The organism is Pseudomonas ulcerans, assembly GCF_036324125.1.
GTDB lineage: Bacteria > Pseudomonadota > Gammaproteobacteria > Pseudomonadales > Pseudomonadaceae > Aquipseudomonas > Aquipseudomonas ulcerans.
In genome coordinates this window covers 141,548-162,835 of sequence record NZ_JAZDQN010000013.1, presented here as the reverse complement: position 1 = coordinate 162,835, position 21,288 = coordinate 141,548, and the positions used below count along the sequence as shown (strand labels likewise).

At 65.9% G+C, this 21,288-nt stretch carries 20 protein-coding genes; 12 read left to right on the top strand and 8 right to left on the bottom strand.

The window, feature by feature from the left end:
* Positions 1-222 precede the first annotated feature (222 nt).
* The 4 genes from V0R59_RS14770 to V0R59_RS14755 all read right to left on the bottom strand — a co-directional run bounded on the left by V0R59_RS14770 (position 223) and on the right by V0R59_RS14755 (position 4,715).
* On the bottom strand, positions 223-609 hold the full coding sequence (locus V0R59_RS14770; protein ID WP_330074985.1) for an HPF/RaiA family ribosome-associated protein: 387 nt from the start codon (positions 607-609) through the stop codon (positions 223-225).
* 243 nt (positions 610-852) lie between these two features.
* Positions 853-3,177: a TonB-dependent Fe(3+) dicitrate receptor FecA gene (gene fecA / locus V0R59_RS14765; protein WP_330074984.1), complete on the bottom strand. Its 2,325-nt coding sequence runs from the start codon at positions 3,175-3,177 to the stop codon at positions 853-855.
* Between the two features lie 102 nt (positions 3,178-3,279).
* Positions 3,280-4,167 carry a FecR domain-containing protein gene (locus V0R59_RS14760; protein ID WP_330074983.1) on the bottom strand — a complete coding sequence of 296 codons (888 nt, stop codon included), beginning with the start codon at positions 4,165-4,167 and terminating at the stop codon, positions 3,280-3,282.
* 44 nt (positions 4,168-4,211) lie between these two features.
* Complete coding sequence (locus V0R59_RS14755) at positions 4,212-4,715, bottom strand: sigma-70 family RNA polymerase sigma factor (protein ID WP_330074982.1); 504 nt, start codon at positions 4,713-4,715, stop codon at positions 4,212-4,214.
* A 171-nt stretch (positions 4,716-4,886) separates the two neighbouring features.
* Between V0R59_RS14755 and V0R59_RS14750 the strand changes: the two genes are divergently transcribed.
* From V0R59_RS14750 to V0R59_RS14725, 6 genes are all read left to right on the top strand, one after another.
* Complete coding sequence (locus V0R59_RS14750; protein ID WP_330074981.1) at positions 4,887-5,192, top strand: DUF3649 domain-containing protein; 306 nt, start codon at positions 4,887-4,889, stop codon at positions 5,190-5,192.
* Positions 5,189-6,769 (top strand): PepSY-associated TM helix domain-containing protein, encoded by a 1,581-nt coding sequence (locus V0R59_RS14745; RefSeq protein WP_330074980.1) that lies wholly within the window; start codon positions 5,189-5,191, stop codon positions 6,767-6,769. Before V0R59_RS14750 ends, V0R59_RS14745 begins: the two co-directional genes overlap by 4 nt.
* The gene (locus tag V0R59_RS14740) at positions 6,769-7,095 is read left to right on the top strand and encodes a DUF3325 domain-containing protein (protein WP_330074979.1); all 327 of its coding nucleotides are present in this window, start codon (positions 6,769-6,771) and stop codon (positions 7,093-7,095) included. The genes V0R59_RS14745 and V0R59_RS14740 overlap by 1 nt, the downstream gene beginning before the upstream one ends.
* A gap of 4 nt (positions 7,096-7,099) precedes the next feature.
* The gene (locus V0R59_RS14735) at positions 7,100-7,666 is read left to right on the top strand and encodes an RNA polymerase sigma factor (RefSeq protein WP_330074978.1); all 567 of its coding nucleotides are present in this window, start codon (positions 7,100-7,102) and stop codon (positions 7,664-7,666) included.
* Positions 7,663-8,637, top strand: coding sequence for a FecR family protein (locus tag V0R59_RS14730; protein ID WP_330074977.1), 975 nt, complete (start codon positions 7,663-7,665; stop codon positions 8,635-8,637). The genes V0R59_RS14735 and V0R59_RS14730 overlap by 4 nt, the downstream gene beginning before the upstream one ends.
* Positions 8,638-8,783: 146 nt before the next feature.
* Positions 8,784-11,135 carry a TonB-dependent siderophore receptor gene (locus V0R59_RS14725; RefSeq protein WP_330074989.1) on the top strand — a complete coding sequence of 784 codons (2,352 nt, stop codon included), beginning with the start codon at positions 8,784-8,786 and terminating at the stop codon, positions 11,133-11,135.
* Positions 11,136-11,286: 151 nt separating this feature from the next.
* Here the strand turns inward: V0R59_RS14725 and V0R59_RS14720 are convergent, their stop codons facing one another.
* A complete protein-coding gene (locus tag V0R59_RS14720; RefSeq protein WP_330074976.1) occupies positions 11,287-12,162 on the bottom strand; it encodes an AraC family transcriptional regulator in 876 nt (291 codons plus the stop codon).
* A 134-nt stretch (positions 12,163-12,296) separates the two neighbouring features.
* Here V0R59_RS14720 and V0R59_RS14715 point away from each other — a divergent pair, with 134 nt between their 5' ends.
* Positions 12,297-13,193 carry a DMT family transporter gene (locus V0R59_RS14715; RefSeq protein ID WP_330074975.1) on the top strand — a complete coding sequence of 299 codons (897 nt, stop codon included), beginning with the start codon at positions 12,297-12,299 and terminating at the stop codon, positions 13,191-13,193.
* 84 nt (positions 13,194-13,277) lie between these two features.
* Here V0R59_RS14715 and V0R59_RS14710 read toward each other — a convergent pair whose 3' ends face one another.
* Together V0R59_RS14710 and V0R59_RS14705 are read right to left on the bottom strand one after the other, a co-directional pair.
* The gene (locus tag V0R59_RS14710) at positions 13,278-14,249 is read right to left on the bottom strand and encodes a 2-hydroxyacid dehydrogenase (protein ID WP_330074974.1); all 972 of its coding nucleotides are present in this window, start codon (positions 14,247-14,249) and stop codon (positions 13,278-13,280) included.
* 73 nt (positions 14,250-14,322) lie between these two features.
* Positions 14,323-15,270, bottom strand: coding sequence for a LysR family transcriptional regulator (locus V0R59_RS14705; RefSeq protein ID WP_330074973.1), 948 nt, complete (start codon positions 15,268-15,270; stop codon positions 14,323-14,325).
* A 179-nt stretch (positions 15,271-15,449) separates the two neighbouring features.
* On the opposite strand from V0R59_RS14705, the gene V0R59_RS14700 reads away from it, so the two are divergent.
* Genes V0R59_RS14700 through V0R59_RS14685 form a run of 4 tightly spaced genes read left to right on the top strand, consistent with a single transcriptional unit; the run spans position 15,450 to position 20,220 of the window.
* Entirely contained in the window at positions 15,450-16,976 is a 1,527-nt protein-coding gene (locus tag V0R59_RS14700) for an efflux transporter outer membrane subunit (protein ID WP_330074972.1), read from the top strand.
* Positions 16,973-19,159 carry an FUSC family protein gene (locus V0R59_RS14695; RefSeq protein WP_330074971.1) on the top strand — a complete coding sequence of 729 codons (2,187 nt, stop codon included), beginning with the start codon at positions 16,973-16,975 and terminating at the stop codon, positions 19,157-19,159. Before V0R59_RS14700 ends, V0R59_RS14695 begins: the two co-directional genes overlap by 4 nt.
* Positions 19,149-19,349 (top strand): DUF1656 domain-containing protein, encoded by a 201-nt coding sequence (locus V0R59_RS14690; protein ID WP_330074970.1) that lies wholly within the window; start codon positions 19,149-19,151, stop codon positions 19,347-19,349. The genes V0R59_RS14695 and V0R59_RS14690 overlap by 11 nt, the downstream gene beginning before the upstream one ends.
* Before the next feature lie 10 nt (positions 19,350-19,359).
* Complete coding sequence (locus V0R59_RS14685; protein ID WP_330074969.1) at positions 19,360-20,220, top strand: HlyD family secretion protein; 861 nt, start codon at positions 19,360-19,362, stop codon at positions 20,218-20,220.
* Positions 20,221-20,240: 20 nt separating this feature from the next.
* Here the strand turns inward: V0R59_RS14685 and V0R59_RS14680 are convergent, their stop codons facing one another.
* Complete coding sequence (locus V0R59_RS14680) at positions 20,241-20,648, bottom strand: RidA family protein (protein ID WP_330074968.1); 408 nt, start codon at positions 20,646-20,648, stop codon at positions 20,241-20,243.
* 272 nt (positions 20,649-20,920) lie between these two features.
* Here V0R59_RS14680 and V0R59_RS14675 point away from each other — a divergent pair, with 272 nt between their 5' ends.
* A complete protein-coding gene (locus V0R59_RS14675; protein ID WP_330074967.1) occupies positions 20,921-21,196 on the top strand; it encodes a BrnA antitoxin family protein in 276 nt (91 codons plus the stop codon).
* Positions 21,197-21,288: the final 92 nt, after the last annotated feature.

The following is a 21,288-nucleotide window of genomic DNA, read 5'->3' as shown; positions in this document are numbered from 1 at the left end:
GGCGTCCTCGCAGAAAGCATTTTTTGTGGCGCGGGGGGGGGGGGGGCTGGCCCCCGGTTTTTCGTTTTTTATACTCCCCCGGCAATGGGGGGTTCACCCCCGCTCCCACAGGGACCACGCCAGATGCCCATGCAGCGATAACGCCCGAGAGCGCAAAGAAAAAGCCCCTGGCCGCAAGGCCAGGGGCTTTCTCGTTTACCGTCTGCGTATCGGTCTTGTCGTTCAGCCCAGGCGTTCGAGGAATTCTTCCTGCAGCAGCGCGTCATTGGCGCTGCCGTCCTGCTGGGTCACGGCACGTTTGGCGCGCAGCTTGCCGTACAGGTGTTCCAGGGCGTTGTTCAGTTTCTGCGCGGCACCCTCGATGGCCTGCTCCAGGTTGGCGGCCTTGTGGGTAACGGAAATCGGTTGATGGCCTTTTGGGCGTGCCTCCATCTGGCAGCGTTTGTCGTGAGGGCCGGGCTTGTCGCCGTTCTCGTCCCGCAGGTGAACCTCGATGCGGGTGAGGGAGTCGTCGTAGCGTTCCAGCGTGCTTTCCACCGTGCTGCGTACCCACTGCTCCAGACGAACGTTGCCTTGAATATGGTTGTCGCTATTGACCTGGATTTGCATGATTCCAATCCTTATTCAGCTAGCTCACAAGAGGCGACTGAGGCTGGGTTGCCTGGGAAATCGTTGCCTCTTGACTACAAGGTCAGGCAGATCGGAGCAGATTTCAACCCCCTAAAAAATAAAATTATTTTGTTTCAAAATGGGCCGGAAACAAGGTTAGGATCAGGGAGATGAGTCGCCCGGGTTGGGGCCGCTTCGCGGCCCAGCGCGGGTGAACCCCCTCCCACAGGGATCGCGTGATCCTCAGAACGCCACGGATGTCTGCAGGTACACCGTGCGCGGCTCACCCACGTACTTGCCCTTGTTGTTGTCATCGAACGAGCGGGTGAAGTACTCGCGATTGAAGATGTTCCTCACCCCCACTGCCACGTTCAGGTTCGACAGCTGCGGCCCGAAGTCGTACGCCGCGCGGCTGCTGAACAGCATGTAGCCGGGGATCCGTCCGGTGCTGCCGTCGGCACTTTCCTGCGAGGTATTGGCGTTGTCGGCGAACTGGTCGCTCTGCCAGGTGCTGTCCAGGTTGAGCTTCCAAGGTCCTTCCGTGTAGCCCACGCCCAGGGTGCCCTTGTGTCGCGACGAGAACGGCACGCGGTTGCCCTTGTTCGCACCGTCCTCGCGGATGGTCGCGTCGACGAAGGCGTAGCTGGCGTACACATCGAAACCGGACAGTAGCGGGCTGACGTCGTCGAGGGCGTATTTCACGCTGGTCTCCAGGCCTTGGTGGCGGGTTTCGCCACGGGCGATCACGCTGTCGTTGGTCTGGTTGCTTTCGTACTGGTTGTCAAAGTTGATAAGGAACAGGCCGGCTTCTGCCTGCAAGTTGCCGTTATCGTAGCGGGTACCGATTTCCCAGGTGCGCGCCTTCTCCGGCTTCACTTCGCCCTGGTCGACGCGGTTCGGCATCTGGCTGTACTGCACGCTGCCGAACGAGCCTTCGGTGTTGGCATAGAGGTTCCAACTGTCGCTCAGGTGATACATCACGTTCAGCGCCGGCAGGGCGGTGTTGTAGCTGCCCTGGTAGTCCTTGCCGGTGAGGTTGTTGTTTTGCCGCGAGTCGATCATTTCGTAGCGGATGCCCGGGGTGAGGGTCCACTGGCCGATGTCGATGCGGTCGTCGAGGAACAGTGCATGGGCCTCGGTGGCGCCACGGGTGTCGCGGTCGTTGCGGCTCGCCGTGCTCGGCAGGCGGTTGGCGCTGACCGCTTCCATGAAGCGCAGCTCGTGGCCTGCCTCGTTGACGTAGCGGTAGCCGAGGCCGACCTCGTGGTGGCTCTCGCCGAGGGCGAAGCCCTGGGTGAAGCGGGTCTCGATGCCGCGTACCCAGTACTCGCGTGGCGACAGCGAGATCGAGCTGCCCTGGCGCAGGTAACCGCTGCGCAGGGTCTTGGTGAAGAAGCTGTTGACGCTGAACTGGCGCTCGCCTTCCTTGTAGTCGTAACCGGCGTTGAACATGGTCCGGCGACCCCAGAACTCGTCCACCAGCCGGGTCGACTGATACGGGTCGGCCTTGTAGTCGGCCACGCTCAGGCCGCCGGGCATCTGCGCCTCGCCCTCGTAGTACTGGGCCATGGCGTGCAGGCTGTTGGCTTCGTCGATCTGCAACTTGCCCTTGAGGATCAGGTCGTCGATCTGCGTGTCGCTGTGCTCGCGCCAGTCGCCGCCGCGGCTGCCGGAGTACAGCAGGGCGCCGCCGAGGCCGTTGTCGGCGGTGCCGCCGGCGAGCAGGTTGGCGCTGCTCTTGAAGCCGTCATGGCTGGACGACGGGCTGGTCTGGGTTTGCAGGCCGGCCTTCACCGTGGGCTCGTCGGGGATCGCCCGGGTCACGAAGTTGACGATGCCGCCGACGTTCTGCGGTCCGTAGCGTACCGCGCCGCCGCCGCGTACCACGTCCACCGCGTCCATGTTGCCCAGGCTGATCGGGGCGAACGACAGCTGTGGCTGGCCGTAGGGTGCGAAGGGCACCGGGATGCCGTCCATCAGCACCGTGGAGCGCGAGGCCAGGCGCGGATTGAGGCCGCGGATGCCGAAGTTCAGCGCCATGTCGTGGCTGCCGGTGCCGTTGTTCTCCGGGGCATTCACGCCGGGGATGCGGTTGAGCACTTCCCGCGCGCTGCTGGCGCCGGTCCGTTCGAATTCCTCGCGGCGGATCACGTCCCGCGCGCCGGCGTGCTCGAAGACATTGTCCTGCTGCGCGTCGCCGAGCCAGTCGCCGACCACGCTGGAGGCACCCAGCTCGACCGGGGCGCTGGCGGCGCTGTTCGCCGGTTGCAGGCTGAAGGCGTTGTCGCCCTCGGCGCGGGCTTGCAGGCCGGTGCCTTCGAGCAGGGCGGCGAGGCCCTGGGCCGGGGTGAAATCGCCGCTCAGGCCGCGGCTTTGCAGGCCCTGGGTGACTTCCGAACCGAAGGAGATCAGCACGCCGCTGTCACGGCCGAACTGGTTCAGGGCGCTTTCCAGCGACATCGGTGCGATGTGGTAGCTGCGCTCCGGGGCTTCGGCGGCGTGCAGCGGGGCGATGCTGGCGCAGGACAGCAGCAGGGCGAGGGCCAGCGGGCTCGGTCGGAAGGGCATCGGGGGATCCTTGAGAAGAGCGGATTGGAAGGGTTCTGTCTTCTCTGTCACGCGAGGTTCGGAAAACGGCTCACTGCTTTGAAAATAATTTTTGCCGACCTCTCAGGCCCTGGCTTCCACCGTCACCCAGTACCGGGTAAAACGCCTCACCCTCACCGGCAATGCCACTTCCAGCAGCGCAAGGATCCGCTCGCTGTCCGCCAGTGGATAACTCCCCGACACCAGCAACCGCGCCACCGCCGGATCGCAGTTGAGCTGCCCGCGCCGATAGCGCCCCAGCTCTTCGAGAAACGCCGCCAGGGGCATGTGCGCCGCGACCAGCATGCCGTCGACCCAGGCCCCGCTGTTGCCGTCCAGTGGCGTGCGCACGCTCCAGCCGGCGTCGTCGAAGCGTGCCTGATGCCCGCTTTCCAGCACCTCTCCCGCCAGGCTCGCGCGGCCCTGGAACACCGCCACGCCGCTATGCCGCGGCCACTGCCGGACATTGAAGCGTCCGGCAGACAGGTCCAGCAGCCCATTGCGCGTCAACACCCGCAACGGCCGGCGATCCTCGGCCACGCTGAGCAGCAGTTCGCCCTCCAGCAGATGCACCAGACGCTGCCCGGCATCGAAGCGGACGTCGGCGGCGCTGGCGGTGTTCAGGTGCAGCTCGCTGCCGTCGTCGAGGCGCATCTGCCGGCGTTGCCCCAGCGGGCTGCGGTAGTCCGCCAGCAGCGGCGGCAGGCTGTCGCTGGCCTGCATGCCCAGCCCCACGGCACTGCCGGCGCCGAGCAACAGCAGCATCTTCAAGGCCCGCCGCCGGCTGGCCGAGGCCGGCGCCTGCAAGGTGGCGTGGGCCAGCGGCGACGACAGCCCGCTCAGGCGCTGGTTGACCCGCTGGATATGGGCCCAGGCCTGGCGATGTTCCTCGCTGGCCTGCAGCCAGCGCTCCATCGCCAGTTGCTGGCGATGGTCGAGGCCACCGCCCTGCAATTCGATCAGCCAATGCACGGCCTGCTCGGCCACGCGGGGGGAAAAACCGGGAGTGTCGTGGTTCACAGGGCGAAGTAACAGCGCATGGCCGCCTTGTTCAGATGGCGTTTCACCGTGGCCAGGGAGATGCCCAGTTGCTCGGCGATTTCGTTGTAGGTCAGGCCATCGACCTGGGCCAGCAGGAAGGCGCGCTTGACCTGGGCGGGCAGGCCGTCGAGCAGGCGGTCCAGCTCCATCAGGGTGTCGAAGATGATCGCCCGGTGTTCCTCCGACGGCGCCACCTCTTCCGGCAGCTGGGCCAAGGCCTGGAGATACGCACGCTCCAGTTCCTGCCGCCGGTAATGGTTGAACAGCACGCGCTTGGCCACGGTGGTCAGAAACGCTCGCGGTTCGTTCAGTACCGGGGTTTCCCGGGCCTGGAGCAGGCGCATGAAGGTGTCCTGGGCCAGGTCGGCGGCGTTGTCCGGGCAGCCCAGGCGCCGCCGCAGCCAGCCGGTCAGCCAGTGATGATGGTCGTGGTAGAGACCTTCAACCGTAGTCGAAAGAACGGGAGGGGCGCTGGGCACCTGGATACTCCGGCGCCGGGGATGCGCAAAAGAATAAGAATTGTTCGCATTGTATGTGGGAAAACTGCGTATCGGCAATCGGACAAAGACAGCCGGCCCGTCAGACAGTTTTGCGCGTGAGAATCCTTATCATTTATATTGGCGGCCTTTCCCGCCCTGGATGTTCCCCGCATGAAGAGCAAAGCCGCCGGGTTGCCCCTGAGTTATCGCCTGGCCGTGACCTCCCGTTGCCTCGCCGCGTTACTGGGTGGCTACCTGCTGGCCTCGATGGCCAGCGTGTGCCTGAGCCAGTCGTTGCCCCTGCCACGCCCCGAGGCGGTGCTGACCGGCATGATGAGCTCGTTCCTGTTCTATCTCGGCGCGTTCATCTGGGCCTTCGCCGCGCGCAGCGCCGGGCGGGCCTGGGCGGGCATCCTGCTGCCGGCGCTGGTGCTGGCGGCGATCAACGGACTGATGTACTGGATGGGCCAAGCATGAAAGAGGGTTTCCGCCAGGCGATGGCCTGGCTGCACACCTGGGCCGGGCTGATTTTCGGCTGGCTGCTGTTCGCGATCTTCCTCACCGGGACCATGTCCTACTTCAAACCCGAGATCACCCGCTGGAGCCAGCCGGAGATCCCCGTGCGCGCGCTGGACAGCGCCGCCAGCCTGGCCATTGCCCAGGATTACCTGCAACGCAACGCGCCCGATGCGCCGAGCTGGTTCATCCAGTTGCCGGACGAACGCAGCCCTGGCCTTGGCGTCGGCTGGCGCGGTGGCGACGGCCCGCGCGGCTTCACCCGCAAGACCCTCGATGCGCAGACCGGCGAGGAAATCGTGCCCCGCGACAGCCGCGGCGGCGATTTCTTCTACCGCTTCCACTTCCAGCTGGAGATGCCCTATCCCTGGGGGCGCTGGCTGGCGTCCTTCGCCGCACTGATGATGCTGGTAGGGCTGGTCACCGGGATCATCACCCACAAGAAGATCTTCAAGGAGTTCTTCACCTTCCGCCCCGGCAAGGGCCAGCGTTCCTGGCTCGACGGCCACAACGCCATCGGCGTGCTGGTGCTGCCGTTCCACCTGATGATCAGCTACAGCAGCCTGGTGATCTTCATGTACATGGTCATGCCGGCGAGCATCCTCGCCAGCTATGGCAGCGACCAGCAGGCCTTCTTCAACGATGTGTTCGGGCCGCGGGAGACCCTCAAGGCCTCCGGCGAGAAATTCCCGCTGCCAGCGTTGCCGGAGCTGTATGCGCAGGTGAAGGAGCAGGCGCCGCAGACCACCATCACCTGGGTCGACATCCAGCGTCCTGGCGATCGCACCGCGCAGGTATTGTTCGTGCCCGACGGCCACGAGCGCATCGTCGTCCAGCGTGGCGCTGGCTGGCGCTATAACGCCGCCGACGGCTCGCTGGCCTGGAGCGCCCGTCCCGAGCATGTCCCCGGCATCATCACCGGCGGCTTCTACGGCCTGCACATGGGCGAGTTCGCCGGGCCGATGGTGCGCTGGCTGTACTTCTTCTTCGGCCTGGCCGGTACCGCGGTGATCGGCACCGGGCTGGTGATGTGGCTGGGCAAGCGCCAGCTCAAGCACGTCAAGAGCGGCACCCAGCCGTTCGAACTGCGCCTGGTGGAGGTGCTCAATATCGCCAGCATGAGCGGGCTGATCCTCGCCGTCGCCGGCTTCTTCTGGGCCAACCGCCTGCTGCCGGTGGCGCTGGAGGGGCGCTCCGACTGGGAGGTCAACCTGTTCTTCGCAGTGTGGCTGGGCGCCTTGCTCCACGCGCTGCTGCGCAAGGGCCGGCGCGCCTGGGGCGAGCAACTGGCGCTGGCGGCGCTGCTGTGGGCCGGCTTGCCGCTGCTCAATGCCGTCACCACCGGGCAGGGCCTGGACCACTCGCTGCTCGCGGGCGACTGGGCCATGGCCGGCTTCGACCTGACCGCCCTCGGCTGCGGCCTGTTCTTCGCCTGGGCCGCCGGCAAGATGCTGCGGGCGCCGGCACCGGCGGCCAAGCGCGCCCCAAAGCCGACCAAGGCCACACCGGCCCTCAACACTGAAGCGGAGGCGAGTTGATGCTGACGATCGCGCTGTTCGCCTTCGCGGGTTGCGCCGCGCTTTGCCTGGCCATGGAGAAGCACTTCCACGACCTGCTCGGGCGCAAGCCGAAGGCGGAGCAACTGCTGGGCCTGCGTATCGTCGGCTGGCTGCTGCTGGCCCTGGCCCTGACGGCGGCGGTCGCCGATCGCGGCTGGGCCATGGGCCTGGTCGAGCTGTTCGGCCTGCTGATGGCCGGCCTGTGCCTGTGGGTGTTCCTGCTCCCGTACCGACCGCGCTGGCTGCTTGGCCTGGCCTTCGCCAGCCTGCTGCTGGCGCCATTCTCCGCCCTGGGGCTGCTCTGACGCGATGAACGAACCCTTCGACCTGCCCCCGGGCGATGCCCCGGCCCGCGCGCGTTTTCTCCAGGTGTTCCTGGCCCAGCGCGGGCGCATGGAAAGCCTGGTGAGCCGGCGTGTCGGCTGCCGGGCGACGGCGGCCGACCTGGTGCAGGACCTGTTCCTGCGCTTCTGGCGCCGGCCGCAGGTGGAGATCGAGTCGCTGGACAGCTACCTGATGCGCTGCGCCGGCAATATCGCCATCGATCACCTGCGCAGCGAAGGTGCGCGGGAGCGGGTCAACGACAGCCTGGCCGAACCCTTGGAGCCATCGCTGGACAGCGAGCCCCAGGCCGCCCTGGAAGCCGACAGCGACCTGCGCCGCATCGAGGCGGCACTGCGCGAACTGCCCGAGCGCACCCGGCATATCTTCCTGCTCAACCGCATCCACGGGCGTACCTATGGCGAGATCGCCAAGGTCATGAACCTGTCCCAAAGTGCGGTGGAAAAACATATGATGCGCGCCCTCGAAGTCTGCAAGGCGAGCATCGCCATGGACGTCGAACAGTTCCGCAAGCCAGGAAGCGCGCCGCGATGAATGCCTCGATCACTCCCGAACAGCAGCAGACTGCACTGGACTGGCTGACCCGTATCAACGGCCAGCCGGCGCTGGCTGAAGGTGCGGCGTTCAAGCGCTGGCTGCTGAGCGATCCGGCCCATGCCCAGGCCTGGCGCGATGCCCAGGCGTTGTGGCAGCGCAGCGAAGCGCCGGCGGTGCGGCTGGCCGTCGAGGAAGACGCAGCGTTGCAAGCCTACCTGCGCGCCATGGACCGCCCGGCCACGTCGCCCTGGCGCAAGTTGGGTGGCCTGGCGGTGGCCGCCTCGGTGCTGCTGATGCTCGGCGTCGGTGCCGGCTGGCACCCGGCCGACTGGCTGCGGGATTTCGGCGCGGACCATGTGGCGGCGGTCGGAGAGGTCCGCGAGGTGACCCTGGCGGACAACTCCCGGCTGACCCTCGATGCCGACACCGCCATCAAGGTCGATTTCAGCAACGGCCAGCGCCGTGTCGAGGTGCAGCGTGGCGCGGTGTTCTTCCAGGTCACCCACACCGGGCAGCCCTTCATCGTCGAAGCCGACGGCGGGCGCACCGAGGTGCTGGGGACGAAGTTCGAAGTGCGCAGGCAGGAGGGCGGGGCAGAGGTCACCGTGCTGTCCGGGCGGGTCGGCGTCACTGCTGCCGATGGCCAGGCGCAGCAGGTCCTGACCGCCAACCAGCAAGTGGATTACCGCGATGGCCACGCCGGCAGCGTGCACGGGGTCGACAGTGAAACCCGCCTGGCCTGGCGCCAGGGCTGGCTGAACTACTACCAGGTGCCGCTGCAGCAAGTGGTGGACGACCTGGCCCGCTATTACCCGGGGCGGATCCTCCTGCTCGACGGCGACCTGGGCACGCGCAAGGTCAGTGGCAGCTTCCCCGCCGACGACCCGCTGGCGGCCCTCGATGCCCTGGGTGCGGTGGCCGGCTTCCAGCGCCATACCCTGTTGGGTCGGGTGACCTTGCTGCGTTGAAAAATATTTTCAAAAACCGGTGAGGTACTTGGCGACGGCATCCGTGTAGTGAGTGGAAGTGCGATTTATTCGCATTAATACAGCTCTCTCACAGGTTCATCGGCATGGGTGCAAGGTCGGCGGTGGTTCACAGTCTTTCAATCGGTATGGCGGTCGCCGGCGTGTTGCCTGCGTTTGCCGCAGAGCAGGTCGAGCAGGTCTACGCCTTCGACCTGGCGGCCAAGCCGCTGCCCCAGGCCCTCAGCGATTTCAGCCGGATCACCGGCCTCAGCGTGGTCTACACCGTCGACCTGCCGAGCCTGCAGGCGCCGGCGGTGAGCGGTCGTCTCAGCGCCGAGCAGGCCCTGCAGCGTCTTTTGCAGCATTCCGGCTTCGCCTACCGGCGCATCAATGCCCGCACCCTGACCCTGGAGCCGCTGGCCCGCGATGCCGGTGCGCTGAACCTCGATGCCACCAGCATCACCTCGCAGGCCAATGGCGTTGGCAGTTACCGCCAGCCGGAAAGCACCTCGATCATGCGTGGCTCGGCGTCGAGCATGGAGATCCCGCAGGCGATCAACGTGGTGCCGGAGCAGGTGCTCAAGGACCAGACCCCGCGCAACCTCGACGACGCCCTGTACAACGTCAGCGGCATCACCCAGGGCAACAACTTCGGCGGCACCAGCGACACCGTGATGAAACGCGGCTTCGGCGACAACCGCGACGGTTCGATCATGCGCGACGGCATGCCCATCGTGCAGGGCCGCAGCCTCAATGCCACCACCGAGCGGGTCGAGGTGCTCAAGGGCCCGGCCTCGCTGCTGTACGGCATCCAGGACCCGGGCGGGGTGATCAACGTGGTCAGCAAGCGCCCGCAGTTGCAGAGCTACAACGCCCTCAACCTGCGCGGCTCGACCTATGGCGAAGGCAAGAACGGCAGCGGCGGCGGCCTCGACAGCACCGGCGCGCTGGGCGACAGCGGCCTGGCCTATCGGCTGGTGGTGGATCATGAAGACGAGGACTACTGGCGCAACTACGGCGTGCACCGTGAGTCGCTGGTGGCGCCGTCGCTGGCCTGGTACGGCGAGAACACCCAGGTGCAGCTGGCCTACGAGCACCGCGAGTTCGTCTACCCGTTCGACCGCGGTACCGCCATCGACCCGCGCAGCAACCGCCCACTGAATATCCCTGCCGAGCGCCGCCTCGACGAGCCGTTCAACGACATGGAAGGGCGTTCGGACCTGTATCGCCTTGAGGTCGACCACCAGTTCAACGACGACTGGAAGGCCCACTTCGGCTACAGCTGGAACCGCGAGACCTACGACGCGAGCCAGGTGCGGGTTACCGGTGTCAATGCCAGCAACGGCACCCTGACCCGCAGCATCGACGGTACTCATGGATCCCTCAGCACCGACCGCTTCGCCACCCTGAGTTTCGACGGCAAGGTGCAGATCGGCGGGTTGCAGAACGACCTGCTGTTCGGCCTCGACAGTGAATACCGCAAGATCTATCGCTCCGACCTGATCCGCCAGAAGAGTCTCAGCACGTTCAGCTACCTGAATCCGGTGTATGGCCGTGAGGTCGAGGGCACCACGGTGAGCGCCAGTGACAGCGCACAGACCGACAAGCGACGCACCGATGCGCTGTTCTTCCAGGACGCCGTGCACCTGGATGAGCACTGGATCCTTGTGGCAGGTGCGCGCTGGCAGACTTTCGACCAGTACGCCGGTCGCGGGCGTCCGTTCAAGGCCAATACCGACAGCCACGACCAGGCCTGGGTGCCGCATGCCGGTGTGGTCTACAAGGTCGACGACACCTTGTCGCTGTATGGCAGCTACACCGAGTCCCTCAAGCCGAGCTCCAGCATTGCGCCGATGAGTGGTGGCCTGGTGATCGACTCGTCGATCGCACCGGAGGAGGGCAAGTCCTGGGAGATCGGTGCCAAGCTCGACCTGCCGAACTCGCTAAGTGCCACGGTCGCGTTGTTCGATATCACCAAGCGCAACGTGTTGGTATCGAGCGAGGATCCGCTGACCAAGGATACGGTGTACAGCGTTGCCGGGGAGGTGAAGTCCCGTGGCCTGGAAGTGGATGTCAGCGGCCCGTTGAGCGAGCGCTGGAGCCTGATGGGCAGCTATGCCTACACCGACGCTGAGGTGACCCAGGATCCGGACTTCCAGGGCAATCGTCTGCAGAACGTTGCCAAGCACAGCGGCTCGTTGTCGGCGGTGTATGACGTTGGCACGATTCTCGGTGGTGACCGCCTTCGTGTCGGTGCGAGCGCGCGGTACGTGGGCGAGCGGGCGGGCAATGCGATCAACGACTTCGACCTGCCGTCGTACACCGTGGCCGATGCCTTCGCCAGTTATGAAACCAAGCTGGACGAGCACAAGGTGCGCTTCCAGCTCAACGTGAAGAACCTGTTCGACAAGACCTACTACACCTCGGCGGTGAACCGCTACTTCGTGGCGATCGGCGATTCGCGGCAGGTGAGTTTGTCGAGCACGCTGGAGTTCTGATCGCTGGTGGCAGGTACGCCGCGGTCGGTGTGGGAGCGGGTTCACCCGCGATTACGATGGTGGCATCACCGACGCAATCGCGAGTAAACCCGCTCCCACAAGGTGGACTCCCACAGGTCCCTGCCACGCCAGTGAGCCATGTGTTGGTCTATCAGCCGCGCAAGGCCAGCCGATATGCCCCCGGCGTCGCCCCCAGCGCCTGCCGGAAGCGGTTGCTGAAGTGACTGGCACTGGCAAACCCGCACGCCAGCGCCACCTCGCCCAGCGGCAGGTCGCTGCCGGCCAGCAGCTCCCGGGCCTTGGCCAGGCGCCGCGCCAGCAGGTACTGGTGCGGTGGCAGGCCGAAACTGTGGCGGAACATCCGCGCGAAGTGATACTCCGACAGGCTGCACAGCCCGGCCAGTTCGGCCAGCCCGATCGACTGCTCCAGATGCGCGTCGATGTAGTCCACCAGTTGCCGCCGCTGGTGCGGCGCCAATCCACCCTTGAGCTTCACCCTGTCACGCAGGCCGACCTGGCTGAGGATCGCGTGGCCGAGGATGTCGTGGGCCAGGCTGCTGGTCAGCAGGCGCTCGCCGGGCTCGCTCCAGTTCAGCGTGATCAGCTGGCGAAAACGCGCGGCCTGCTGCGGGTCTTCGAGAAAGTCTGCCTCACGCAACTGCAATTCCCGCGGCTCGCGGTCGAGCAGGGTCACGCAGCCGAGGGCGAACTGCTCCTCGCTGATGTACAGGTGCGCCAGGCGAATGCTGCCGTTGACGATCCAGTTCGACACGCAGCCCGCCGGCATCACGCAGAGCTTGTCCGGCGCGCCCTTGCGCCCTGGCTGTCCACGGCGGAAGGTGCCGGTGCCGTCGGCGATGTAGCAGGACAGCGTGTGATGGCTGGGGGATTCGTAGTCGCGGGCATCATGGCGGTTGCTCCACAACGCCGCCGCGATGCCATCGCCCAGCAGCGCGCTGCTTTCCAGGCGGGCATGGGGCGAAGCATTCATGGATCTGAACACTTGCAACTGGTCGAGCACGGTCATGATGGCTACCTCCGACGCCATCCTACGCCCTGGGCATTGGTCTGACAGCCCGCCGCCCGACAAAAGCGCAAGTTTGTGCAAGCGCCTGACCCGCACCGGGCCGGAGACTGAAGGCAACCGTAGGAGCCTTCGCCATGAACCTGTCGCTTTACCTGCTCACCGTGCTGATCTGGGGCACCACCTGGATCGCCCTGAAACTGCAACTGGGCGTGGTCGCCATCCCGGCGTCCATCGTCTATCGCTTCGCCCTGGCGGCGCTGGTGCTGTTCGCCTTCCTGCTGGTCAGCCGCAAGCTGCAGCCGATGAACCGGCGCGGGCACCTGGTCTGCGTGGCCCAGGGGCTGTGCCTGTTCTGCGTCAACTTCATCTGTTTCCTTACTGCCAGCCAGTGGGTCACCACCGGGCTGATCGCCGTGGTGTTCTCCACCGCGACCCTGTGGAACGCCCTGAATGCACGGGTGTTATTCGGCCAGAAGATCGCCGCCAATGTTCTGCTCGGCGGGGCGATGGGGCTGGCGGGGCTGGGGCTGCTGTTCTGGCCGGAACTGGCGGGGCAGGCGGCGAGCCATGAGACCTTGCTCGGGCTGGGCCTGGGGCTGGCGGGGACGCTGTGCTTCTCCGCCGGCAACATGCTCTCCAGCGTGCAGCAGAAGGCCGGGCTGCGGCCGCTGACCACCAATGCCTGGGGCATGTTGTATGGCGCGACGATGCTGGGGCTGTATTGCCTGGTCAGTGGCGTGCCGTTTGCGATGGACTGGAGTGCGCAGTACGTCGGCTCGCTGCTGTACCTGGCGATTCCGGGATCGGTGATCGCCTTTACCGCCTACCTGACCCTGGTCGGGCGCATGGGGCCGGAGCGGGCGGCGTATTGCACCGTGCTGTTCCCGCTGGTGGCGCTGAATGTGTCGGCGGCGGTGGAGGGGTATCAGTGGACGGCGCCGGCACTGGTAGGGCTGGTGCTGGTGATGGCGGGGAATGTGCTGGTGTTCAGGAAACCGAGGGTTGCTGTAGGGGCCGCCGTTTTAAGGTAGGCAGGTTCGGCCTCATCGCGGGTGAACCCGCTCCCACACTGTCCCCTGTGGGAGCGGGTTCACCCGCGATGAGGTCCTGGAGGTTTACTTCCAGACCTGCGGATTCACCAGGTCCTGCGGCCGCTCACCGAGCAGGGCGGCGCGCAGGTTGTCGATGGCGCGATTGGCCATGGCCTCGCGGGTCTCGGCGGTCGCCGAACCGACATGGGGCAAGGTCACCGCATTGCTCAGCGAGAACAGCGGCGACTCGCTCAGTGGCTCCTTCTCGTACACGTCCAGCCCGGCGCCGCGAATGGTGCCGTTCTGCAGCGCCTCCACCAGCGCCGCCTCGTCCACCACCGGACCGCGGGAGATATTGATCAGGAAGGCACTGCGCTTCATCTGCTTGAGTTGCTCGGCGCCGATCAGGTGCTTGGTCTGTGCGCTCAACGGCACCACCAGGCAGACGAAATCCGCCTCGGCCAGCAAGGTCTCCAGACTGACGAAACGCGCCCCCAGTTCCTGCTCCAGCGCCGGCTTGCGGCTGTTGCCGCTATACAGCACGGGCATGTTGAAGCCGAGCTTGCCCCGCCGGGCGATGGCCGCACCGATATTGCCGGCACCGACGATGCCCAGCGTCTTGCCATGCACATCCGAGCCGAAATGCGAGGGCGCCACGGTCGCCTTCCAGTTGCCGGCCTTGGTCCAGGCATCCAGTTCGGCGACACGCCGGGCGCTGCTCATGATCAGGCTGAAGCCAAGGTCCGCGGTGCTTTCGGTGAGCACGTCCGGGGTGTTGGTCAGGGCGATGCCGCGTTCGCTCAGGTAGGCGACGTCGTAGTTGTCGTAACCCACCGAAACGCTGGACACCACTTCCAGCTTCGCCGCGCCCTTGAGCTGCGCCTCGCCCAGCTTGCGCCCGGCGCCGATCAGGCCGTGGGCCTCGGGCAGCGCTTCGTCGAACTGGGCGGCGATATCGCCGTTCTTCGGGTCGGGAACGATGACGTTGAAGTCCTGCCGCAGGCGCTCGGCCATGGGCGGGGTGATGCGGCTGAAAGCGAGTACCGTCTTTTTCATCAGCGAAATCTCAGCGGTCGTCGGGAAATGAGTAGCACGCTATCATTCCCCGCCGCCCCTGTGCACAAAGATTTCAGTTGGCCACGCGCAGTTCGTGGGTCTTCAGGTCGGCTTCATGGGCCGCAAGGATCTCCGGCAGCGAGTTGCGCAGGTACTCGACCCAGGTCTTGATCTTGGCGTCGAGGTACTGCCGCGACGGGTAGATCGCGTACAGGTTCAGCTCCTGCAGGCGGTACTCCGGCATCACCCGCACCAGGGTGCCGTCGCGCAGGCCGTCGATGGCCGAGTAGATCGGCAGCACGCCGACCCCCATGCCGCTGCGGATCGCCGTCTTCATGGCGTCGGCGGAATTCACCTGGAACGGCGCCTGGGTGATGTTCACCACTTCCTGGCCTTCCGGACCGTCGAACAGCCATTTCTCCAGCGGGATCACCGGGCTGACCATGCGCAGGCAGGCGTGCTTGAGCAGGTCGGCCGGCTTCTGCGCCACGCCGTGCTCGGCGACGTACTCGGGCGAGGCGCAGACGATGCTGTAGGTGATGCCCAGGCGCTGCGAGACGAAGCCGGAGTCCGGCAGCTCGCTGGCGAGCACGATGGAGATGTCGTAGCCCTCGTCCAGCAGGTCCGGCACGCGGTTGGCCATGGTCAGGTCGAAGGTCACGTCGGGGTGGGTCTGGCGGTAGCGGGCGATGGCGTCGATGACGAAGTGCTGGCCCACGCCGGTCATCGAATGCACCTTCAACTGCCCGGCCGGGCGGGCGTGGGCGTCGCTGGCCTCGGCCTCGGCTTCCTCGACGTAGGTGAGGATCTGCTCGCAGCGCATCAGGTAGCGCTTGCCGGCCTCGGTCAGGGCAATGCGCCGGGTGGTGCGGTTGAGCAGGCGGGTTTGCAGGTGTGCTTCCAGGTTGGAAACCGCCCGCGAGACGTTCGCGGTGGTCGTATCCAGCTGCACGGCGGCGGCAGTGAAACTGCCGACCTGGGCCACGCAACTGAAAGCACGCATGTTTTGCAGGGTGTCCATGGGGCGCTCTCAAAGAAGACGACAGAATTGTGACACGAAGTAACTGAGCCGGTCTTCCGACTAAAGCCGGATTATCGCCGTTTTGGTAACAAAGATTCGCAGGAAAGCACGCTTATCGCCACCGCGGCGGCCCCCTAGAATTGCCCGGCCTCATCCACCTACGTCGGGAATTCGCAGCTGTGCCGCGTCGCATCATCAGAGCGCTGAATGCGCTCAGTGTCTGTGTCCTTAGCTTGACCTTGAGCGGCTGTATCGGAACCTGGGGCATCGCCCCGCAAAGCAAGACGCTGCAAGCCAATTCCCTGACCACCGACGCGGCGATAGACGAAGCCGCCCGTGACGCCCACTGGCCCGAGCAGCAGTGGTGGCGCGCCTATGGCGATGCGCAGCTGGACCGCTGGATGACCCTGGCCCTCGCCGGCAGCCCGAGCCTGGCGATGGCCGCGGCGCGGGTGCGCGAAGCCAAGGCCATGGCTGGCGTGGTCGAGTCGGCGGAAAAGCTCCAGGTCAACGGCGACGCCACCCTCAAGCGTCACAACTGGCCGGAAGACCAGTTCTACGGCCCGGGCGCGCTGTCCGGCGCCAACACCTGGGACAACAACGCCGCCCTGGGCTTCCGCTACGCCCTCGACCTCTGGGGCCGCGAGGAAAACGCCAGCGAGCAGGCCGTGGACATGGCCCACATGAGCGTGGCCCAGGCCCGCCAGGCGCAGCTGGAGCTGCAGAACAACGTGGTTCGCGTCTATATCCAGCTCTCGCTGCACTTCGCCCAGCGCGACGTGGTCAAGGCCGAGCTGGCCCAGCAGGAACAGATCCTGGCCCTGGCCGAGCGGCGCCTGGCCGGCGGCATCGGCACCCATTTCGAAGTCAGCCAGGCGCAGACTCCGCTGCCGGAAACCCATCGCCAGCTCGACGCCCTCAACGAGGAAATCGCCCTGGCGCGCAACCAGCTGGCGGCCCTGGCCGGCAAGGGGCCGGGGGAGGGCGCGCAACTGCAACGTCCGCAACTGGCCCTCGGCGCAGCGCTGAAACTGCCGTCGGCGTTGCCGGCCGAGCTGGTCGGCCAGCGTCCGGACGTGGTCGCCAGCCGCTGGCAGGTGGCGGCCCAGGCCCGTGGCATCGATGTCGCCCATGCCGGTTTCTTCCCCAATGTCGACCTGATCGGCGGCCTCGGCTTCATGGCTACCGGCGGCGGGCCGCTGGAATTCCTCACCGGGCGCAAGTTCAACTACAACGTCGGCCCGGCCATCAGCCTGCCGATCTTCGATGGCGGGCGCCTGCGCTCGCAGCTCGGCGTCGCCTCCGCCGGCTATGACATCGCCGTGGCGCACTACAACCAGACCGTGATCGAGGCGCTCAAGGGTATCTCCGACCAGTTGATCCGCCGCGAGTCGATGCAGGAACAGGCGCACTTCGCCGCCGAATCCGTGGCCTCGGCGCAGAAGACCTACGACATTGCGCTGATTGCCTTCCAGCGCGGGCTCACCGACTACCTCAACGTGCTCAACGCCCAGACCCTGCTGTTCAAGCAGCAGATGATCCAGCAGCAGGTCCAGGCCGCAGGGCTGAGTGCCCATGCCGGCCTGGTCACGGCGCTGGGCGGCGGCCTGGGGGCGGGCGCCGATGTGCCGGCGCCGGAACGGCAAGATGCGCCGCCCACACCCCGTACCCTGGCGATCTTCGACAAGCCCGGCCACGACCAATGAACGCACTGGCCTTGCCGTTCCGCTGGCTCGCCGCCCTGGAGTGGCGCCGCGGCTTCCTTGAATGGGCGCGCACCGACGGCGTGACCTGGGTCTACATCTTCAAGGTGCTGACCGCCGCCTTCGTCACCCTGTGGCTGGCGATGCGCCTGGAGCTGCCGCAGCCGCGCACGGCGATGATCACCGTGTTCATCGTCATGCAGCCGCAGAGCGGGCATGTGTTCGCCAAGAGCTTCTACCGGGTGCTCGGCACCCTGGCCGGCTCGGCGATGATGGTCGCGCTGATCGCCATCTTCCCGCAGAACACCGAGCTGTTCCTGCCCAGCCTGGCGCTGTGGGTCGGCCTGTGTTCGGCGGGGGCGATGCGCTACCGGACCTTCCGCGCCTATGGCTTCGTCCTCGCCGGCTACACCGCGGCGATGATCGGCCTGCCGATTCTCGACCAGCCGCAACAGGCCTTCATGGCCGCCGTGTGGCGGGTGCTGGAGATCGGCCTGGGGATCTTCGTCTCGACCCTGGTCAGTGCCGCGATCCTGCCGCAGTCGGCCAGCGCGGCGATGCGCAACGCGCTCTATCAACGCTTCGGCGTGTTCGCCGCAGTGGTGGTGGAAGGCCTGCGCGGCGACAGCCAGCGCGATCGCCTGGAGACCAGCAACGTGCGCTTCATCGCCGAGGCGGTGGGCCTGGAGAGCCTGCGCAGCGTCACTGCCTTCGAAGACCCGCACATGCGTCGTCGCAGCGGCCGGCTGGTGCGCATGAACAGCGAGTTCATGGCCATCACCACCCGCTACAACGCCCTGCACCAGTTGCTGGAGCGCCTGCGCCTGCGCGGGCCGTTGCAGATCGTCAGCGCCATCGAGCCTGGGCTCAAGACCCTCGCCGAACTGCTCGACCCTTATGTCGGCCGCGCCCTCACCGATGCCGACGCGCTGCGCCTGACCCTGGAGCTGGCGGTGTACAAGGAAGGTTTGCCGGCGCAGGTCCGGGCCCTGCGTGCGGTGTACGAGGAAACCGCACCGAGCGAGTCCGACCTGCTGGATTTCCATACCGCCTACGAACTGCTCTTTCGCTTCGTCGACGACATGCACAACTACGCCGAGACCCACGCCTCGCTGGGCGCCCACAACCACGAGCGCGAGCAGTGGGACGAACCCTACGTGGCGCAGACCAGCTGGCTGGTATCCGCCGCCGCCGGGGTTCGCGCCGCAGCGGTGCTGCTGTTGCTCGGCAGCTACTGGCTGCTCAGCGACTGGCCCAGCGGCGGCATGATGACCCTGATCGCCACGGTCACCGTGGGGCTCTCGGCGGCGTCGCCGAACCCCAAGCGCATGTCCTTCCAGATGGCCTGCGGGACCCTTTTCGGCGCCTTCGTCGGCTTCTTCGAGACCTTCTTCGTCTTCCCCTGGATCGATGGCTTCCCGCTGCTGTGCCTGGTGCTGGCGCCGGTGCTGATGCTCGGTGCCTTCCTCGCTTCGCGCCCGGCTTATGCGGGCTACGGCATCGGTTTGCTGGTGTTCTTCGCCATCGGTTCGGTGCCGAACAACCTGACCGTCTACAACCCCTACACCTACGTCAACGACTACATCGGCATGGTCCTGGGCATGCTGGTCTGCGCCGCGGCCGGCGCGATCATCCTGCCGCCCAACAGTCGCTGGCTGTGGAGTCGCCTGGAGCAGGACCTGCGCGAGCAGGTGCTGTTCGCCATCAGCGGGCGCCTGCGCGGCCTCGGCTCCGGCTTCGAAAGCCGCACCCGCGACCTGCTGCACCAGGCCTATGGCCTGGCGGTGGGACAGCCGCAGGTGCAAAGCCGCTTGCTGCGCTGGATGTTCGTGGTGCTGGAGATCGGCCACGCCATCATCGAGCTGCGCAAGGAACAGGCGATCCTGCCGGTGCACCCGTCCTATGCCGAATCGCAGCCGTGGCGCCAGGCCATCCGGGTCATGGGGCGGGCGCTGGCGCGCTTGTTCCTGCAGCCGTCGGCGAGCAACCACGAACGGGCGCTGGTGGCGGTGGAACATGCGATCAGCCGCGTGCAGGCCACCGACGAGCCCTTTGCCCGCCATTTCGACACCTCGGCATTGCGCCGGGTGCAGAGCTACCTGCACTTCATCCGTACTTCCCTGCTCGACCCACAATCGCCGCTGGCCGAACTCGGCGCGGTGCAAGGACTGCCGCATGCTTCGTGAAATCGCCTTCCATGGCCTGTACATGCCCACCGTGACCCTGATGTTCCTGTTCGCGGCGGGCCTTGCCTGGGGGCTGGACCGCTTTGTCGCCAGCATCGATGGCTACCGCTTCTTCTGGCATCCGGCGTTGTTGCGCCTGTGCCTGTTCCTTTGCCTGTTCGGCGCGATGGCGCTGACCGTCTACCGTTGAGACCCCGTCGATGAAGAAGTTTTTCAGCCTGATCGCCACCTTGCTCGTGCTGGCCGCCGCCGTGGTGATCGGCCGGCAGCTGTGGATCAACTACATGACCACGCCCTGGACCCGTGACGGGCGGGTGCGCGCCGACATCATCAACGTCGCCGCCGACGTGCCCGGCTACGTGGTGGACGTGCCGGTGAAGGACAACCAGCTGGTCAGGAAGGGCGACGTGCTGATGCGCATCGACCCTGAGCACTACCAGGTCGCGGTGCGCCAGGCCGAAGCGCTGGTGGCCTCGCGCAAGGCCACCTGGGAGATGCGCAAGGTCAACGCCAGTCGCCGCGCGGACATGGACAACCTGGTGATCTCCAGGGAGAACCGTGACGACGCCAGCAATATCGCCAACTCCGCGCTGGCGGATTATCAACAGGCCCAGGCGCAACTGGCGGCGGCACAGCTGGACCTCAAGCGCACCGAGATCCTGGCCACGGTGGACGGGTACGTGACCAACCTGAATGTGCATCGCGGCGACTATGCGCGTACCGGCGAGCCGAAGATGGCGGTGGTCGACCGGGATTCGTTCTGGGTCTATGGCTTCTTCGAGGAGACCAAGCTGCCCCATGTGAAGGTGGGCGACCAGGCCGAGCTGCAGATGATGAGCGGCGAGGTGCTGCAGGGGCATGTGGAGAGCATTTCCCGGGGCATCTACGACCGCGACAACCCGGAAAGCCGTGAGCTGATCGCCGATGTGAACCCGACCTTCAATTGGGTACGCCTGGCCCAGCGGGTGCCGGTGCGGATTCATATCGATGAAGTGCCGGAAGGGTTTTTGCTGGCGGCGGGGACGACTTGTACGGTGGTGGTGCGGCCCCAGGTGCAGTGATCCGATTGCCGGACTGACTTTCAGGGCCCGACCGCCACCGCCTCGATTTCGATCTGCATCCCGTCCAGCGCCAGCCTCGGCACCGGGATCAGCGTGCAGGTCGGCGCCATCCTTCCTTCCCAGACCTGACCCGCCACCGCCACCCACTGGCGCAGCTTTTCTTCCGAGTGATCGACGATCAGCAGGGTCAGCTTGAACACATCGCCCATCCCCGCCCTCCTGGACGCCAGTGCCGTCTGCACATTGGCCAGCGCCTGCCGCGCCTGCTCGGAGAAATCCGCCGACAACGCGCCGCTGCTGTCCTCGCCACCTTGCCCGGCAATGAACAGCAATCGCGTGCCGAGCTTCACCTCGGCGACATGGGAATAGGCATTGCCGCTTGGGTCGTAAAGGCCTTCAGGGTTGGACAGCTGGAAAGCAGAAGTCATGGCGAAACTCCGTAGGACGAAAGTGCGGGGGAGTTTCGGACCTCAACTTAGGTTGAGGTCAAGCGGGTTTTCAGGGGACACATTTCGAATTTATTTGCCTTCCATCGCGATGCTTTCTGCGTGACAGGCTCGCATCGCTCAACGGCGCTGGTCAGGAGCTAAATCGACCGTCACGGATGAGCGGCAGATGACGTACGGCGGCTGAAGAGATCCAGCATCGAGGCTAGGGTGTATGTACAGCTGTAAATACACCAGAAAGGGAAGCCGAACCTATGCCAAGACATACTCAAACTGACTGGGGCCGCCTCGCCAACATGAAGGACGAGGACATCGACTTCTCGGACATCCCCGAACTGGGCGAGGACTTCTTCCGCAATGCCCGCCTGCGCATGCCGGGAAAACAGGCCATGACCATCCGCCTCGACGCGGACGTGCTGGAGTGGTTCAAGCAACTGGGCCCGGGCTACCAGACCCGCATCAATCAGTTGCTGCGCCAGTACATGGAGGCCCAGATCGCCTTGCAGAACGAGAAAGAGCCTCCGAAATAAATCGCAAGGACGCCGCGGGGAGCAGTCCCGCGGTCCATTTCCTGCAACCCGTCAGCACATGTCCCACATGACAATCCCGTCATGGATTCTCC

What these genes read in the sequence shown, in the direction of transcription:
- V0R59_RS14770 (WP_330074985.1), bottom strand. Translation starts at nt 609, where the DNA reads ATGCAAATCCAGGTCAATAGCGACAACCATATTCAAGGCAACGTTCGT.
- fecA (WP_330074984.1), bottom strand. Translation starts at nt 3,177, where the DNA reads ATGCCCTTCCGACCGAGCCCGCTGGCCCTCGCCCTGCTGCTGTCCTGC.
- V0R59_RS14750 (WP_330074981.1), top strand. Translation starts at nt 4,887, where the DNA reads ATGAAGAGCAAAGCCGCCGGGTTGCCCCTGAGTTATCGCCTGGCCGTG.
- V0R59_RS14745 (WP_330074980.1), top strand. Translation starts at nt 5,189, where the DNA reads ATGAAAGAGGGTTTCCGCCAGGCGATGGCCTGGCTGCACACCTGGGCC.
- V0R59_RS14740 (WP_330074979.1), top strand. Translation starts at nt 6,769, where the DNA reads ATGCTGACGATCGCGCTGTTCGCCTTCGCGGGTTGCGCCGCGCTTTGC.
- V0R59_RS14735 (WP_330074978.1), top strand. Translation starts at nt 7,100, where the DNA reads ATGAACGAACCCTTCGACCTGCCCCCGGGCGATGCCCCGGCCCGCGCG.
- V0R59_RS14730 (WP_330074977.1), top strand. Translation starts at nt 7,663, where the DNA reads ATGAATGCCTCGATCACTCCCGAACAGCAGCAGACTGCACTGGACTGG.
- V0R59_RS14725 (WP_330074989.1), top strand. Translation starts at nt 8,784, where the DNA reads ATGGCGGTCGCCGGCGTGTTGCCTGCGTTTGCCGCAGAGCAGGTCGAG.
- V0R59_RS14720 (WP_330074976.1), bottom strand. Translation starts at nt 12,162, where the DNA reads ATGACCGTGCTCGACCAGTTGCAAGTGTTCAGATCCATGAATGCTTCG.
- V0R59_RS14715 (WP_330074975.1), top strand. Translation starts at nt 12,297, where the DNA reads ATGAACCTGTCGCTTTACCTGCTCACCGTGCTGATCTGGGGCACCACC.
- V0R59_RS14710 (WP_330074974.1), bottom strand. Translation starts at nt 14,249, where the DNA reads ATGAAAAAGACGGTACTCGCTTTCAGCCGCATCACCCCGCCCATGGCC.
- V0R59_RS14705 (WP_330074973.1), bottom strand. Translation starts at nt 15,270, where the DNA reads ATGGACACCCTGCAAAACATGCGTGCTTTCAGTTGCGTGGCCCAGGTC.
- V0R59_RS14695 (WP_330074971.1), top strand. Translation starts at nt 16,973, where the DNA reads ATGAACGCACTGGCCTTGCCGTTCCGCTGGCTCGCCGCCCTGGAGTGG.
- V0R59_RS14690 (WP_330074970.1), top strand. Translation starts at nt 19,149, where the DNA reads ATGCTTCGTGAAATCGCCTTCCATGGCCTGTACATGCCCACCGTGACC.
- V0R59_RS14685 (WP_330074969.1), top strand. Translation starts at nt 19,360, where the DNA reads ATGAAGAAGTTTTTCAGCCTGATCGCCACCTTGCTCGTGCTGGCCGCC.
- V0R59_RS14680 (WP_330074968.1), bottom strand. Translation starts at nt 20,648, where the DNA reads ATGACTTCTGCTTTCCAGCTGTCCAACCCTGAAGGCCTTTACGACCCA.
- V0R59_RS14675 (WP_330074967.1), top strand. Translation starts at nt 20,921, where the DNA reads ATGCCAAGACATACTCAAACTGACTGGGGCCGCCTCGCCAACATGAAG.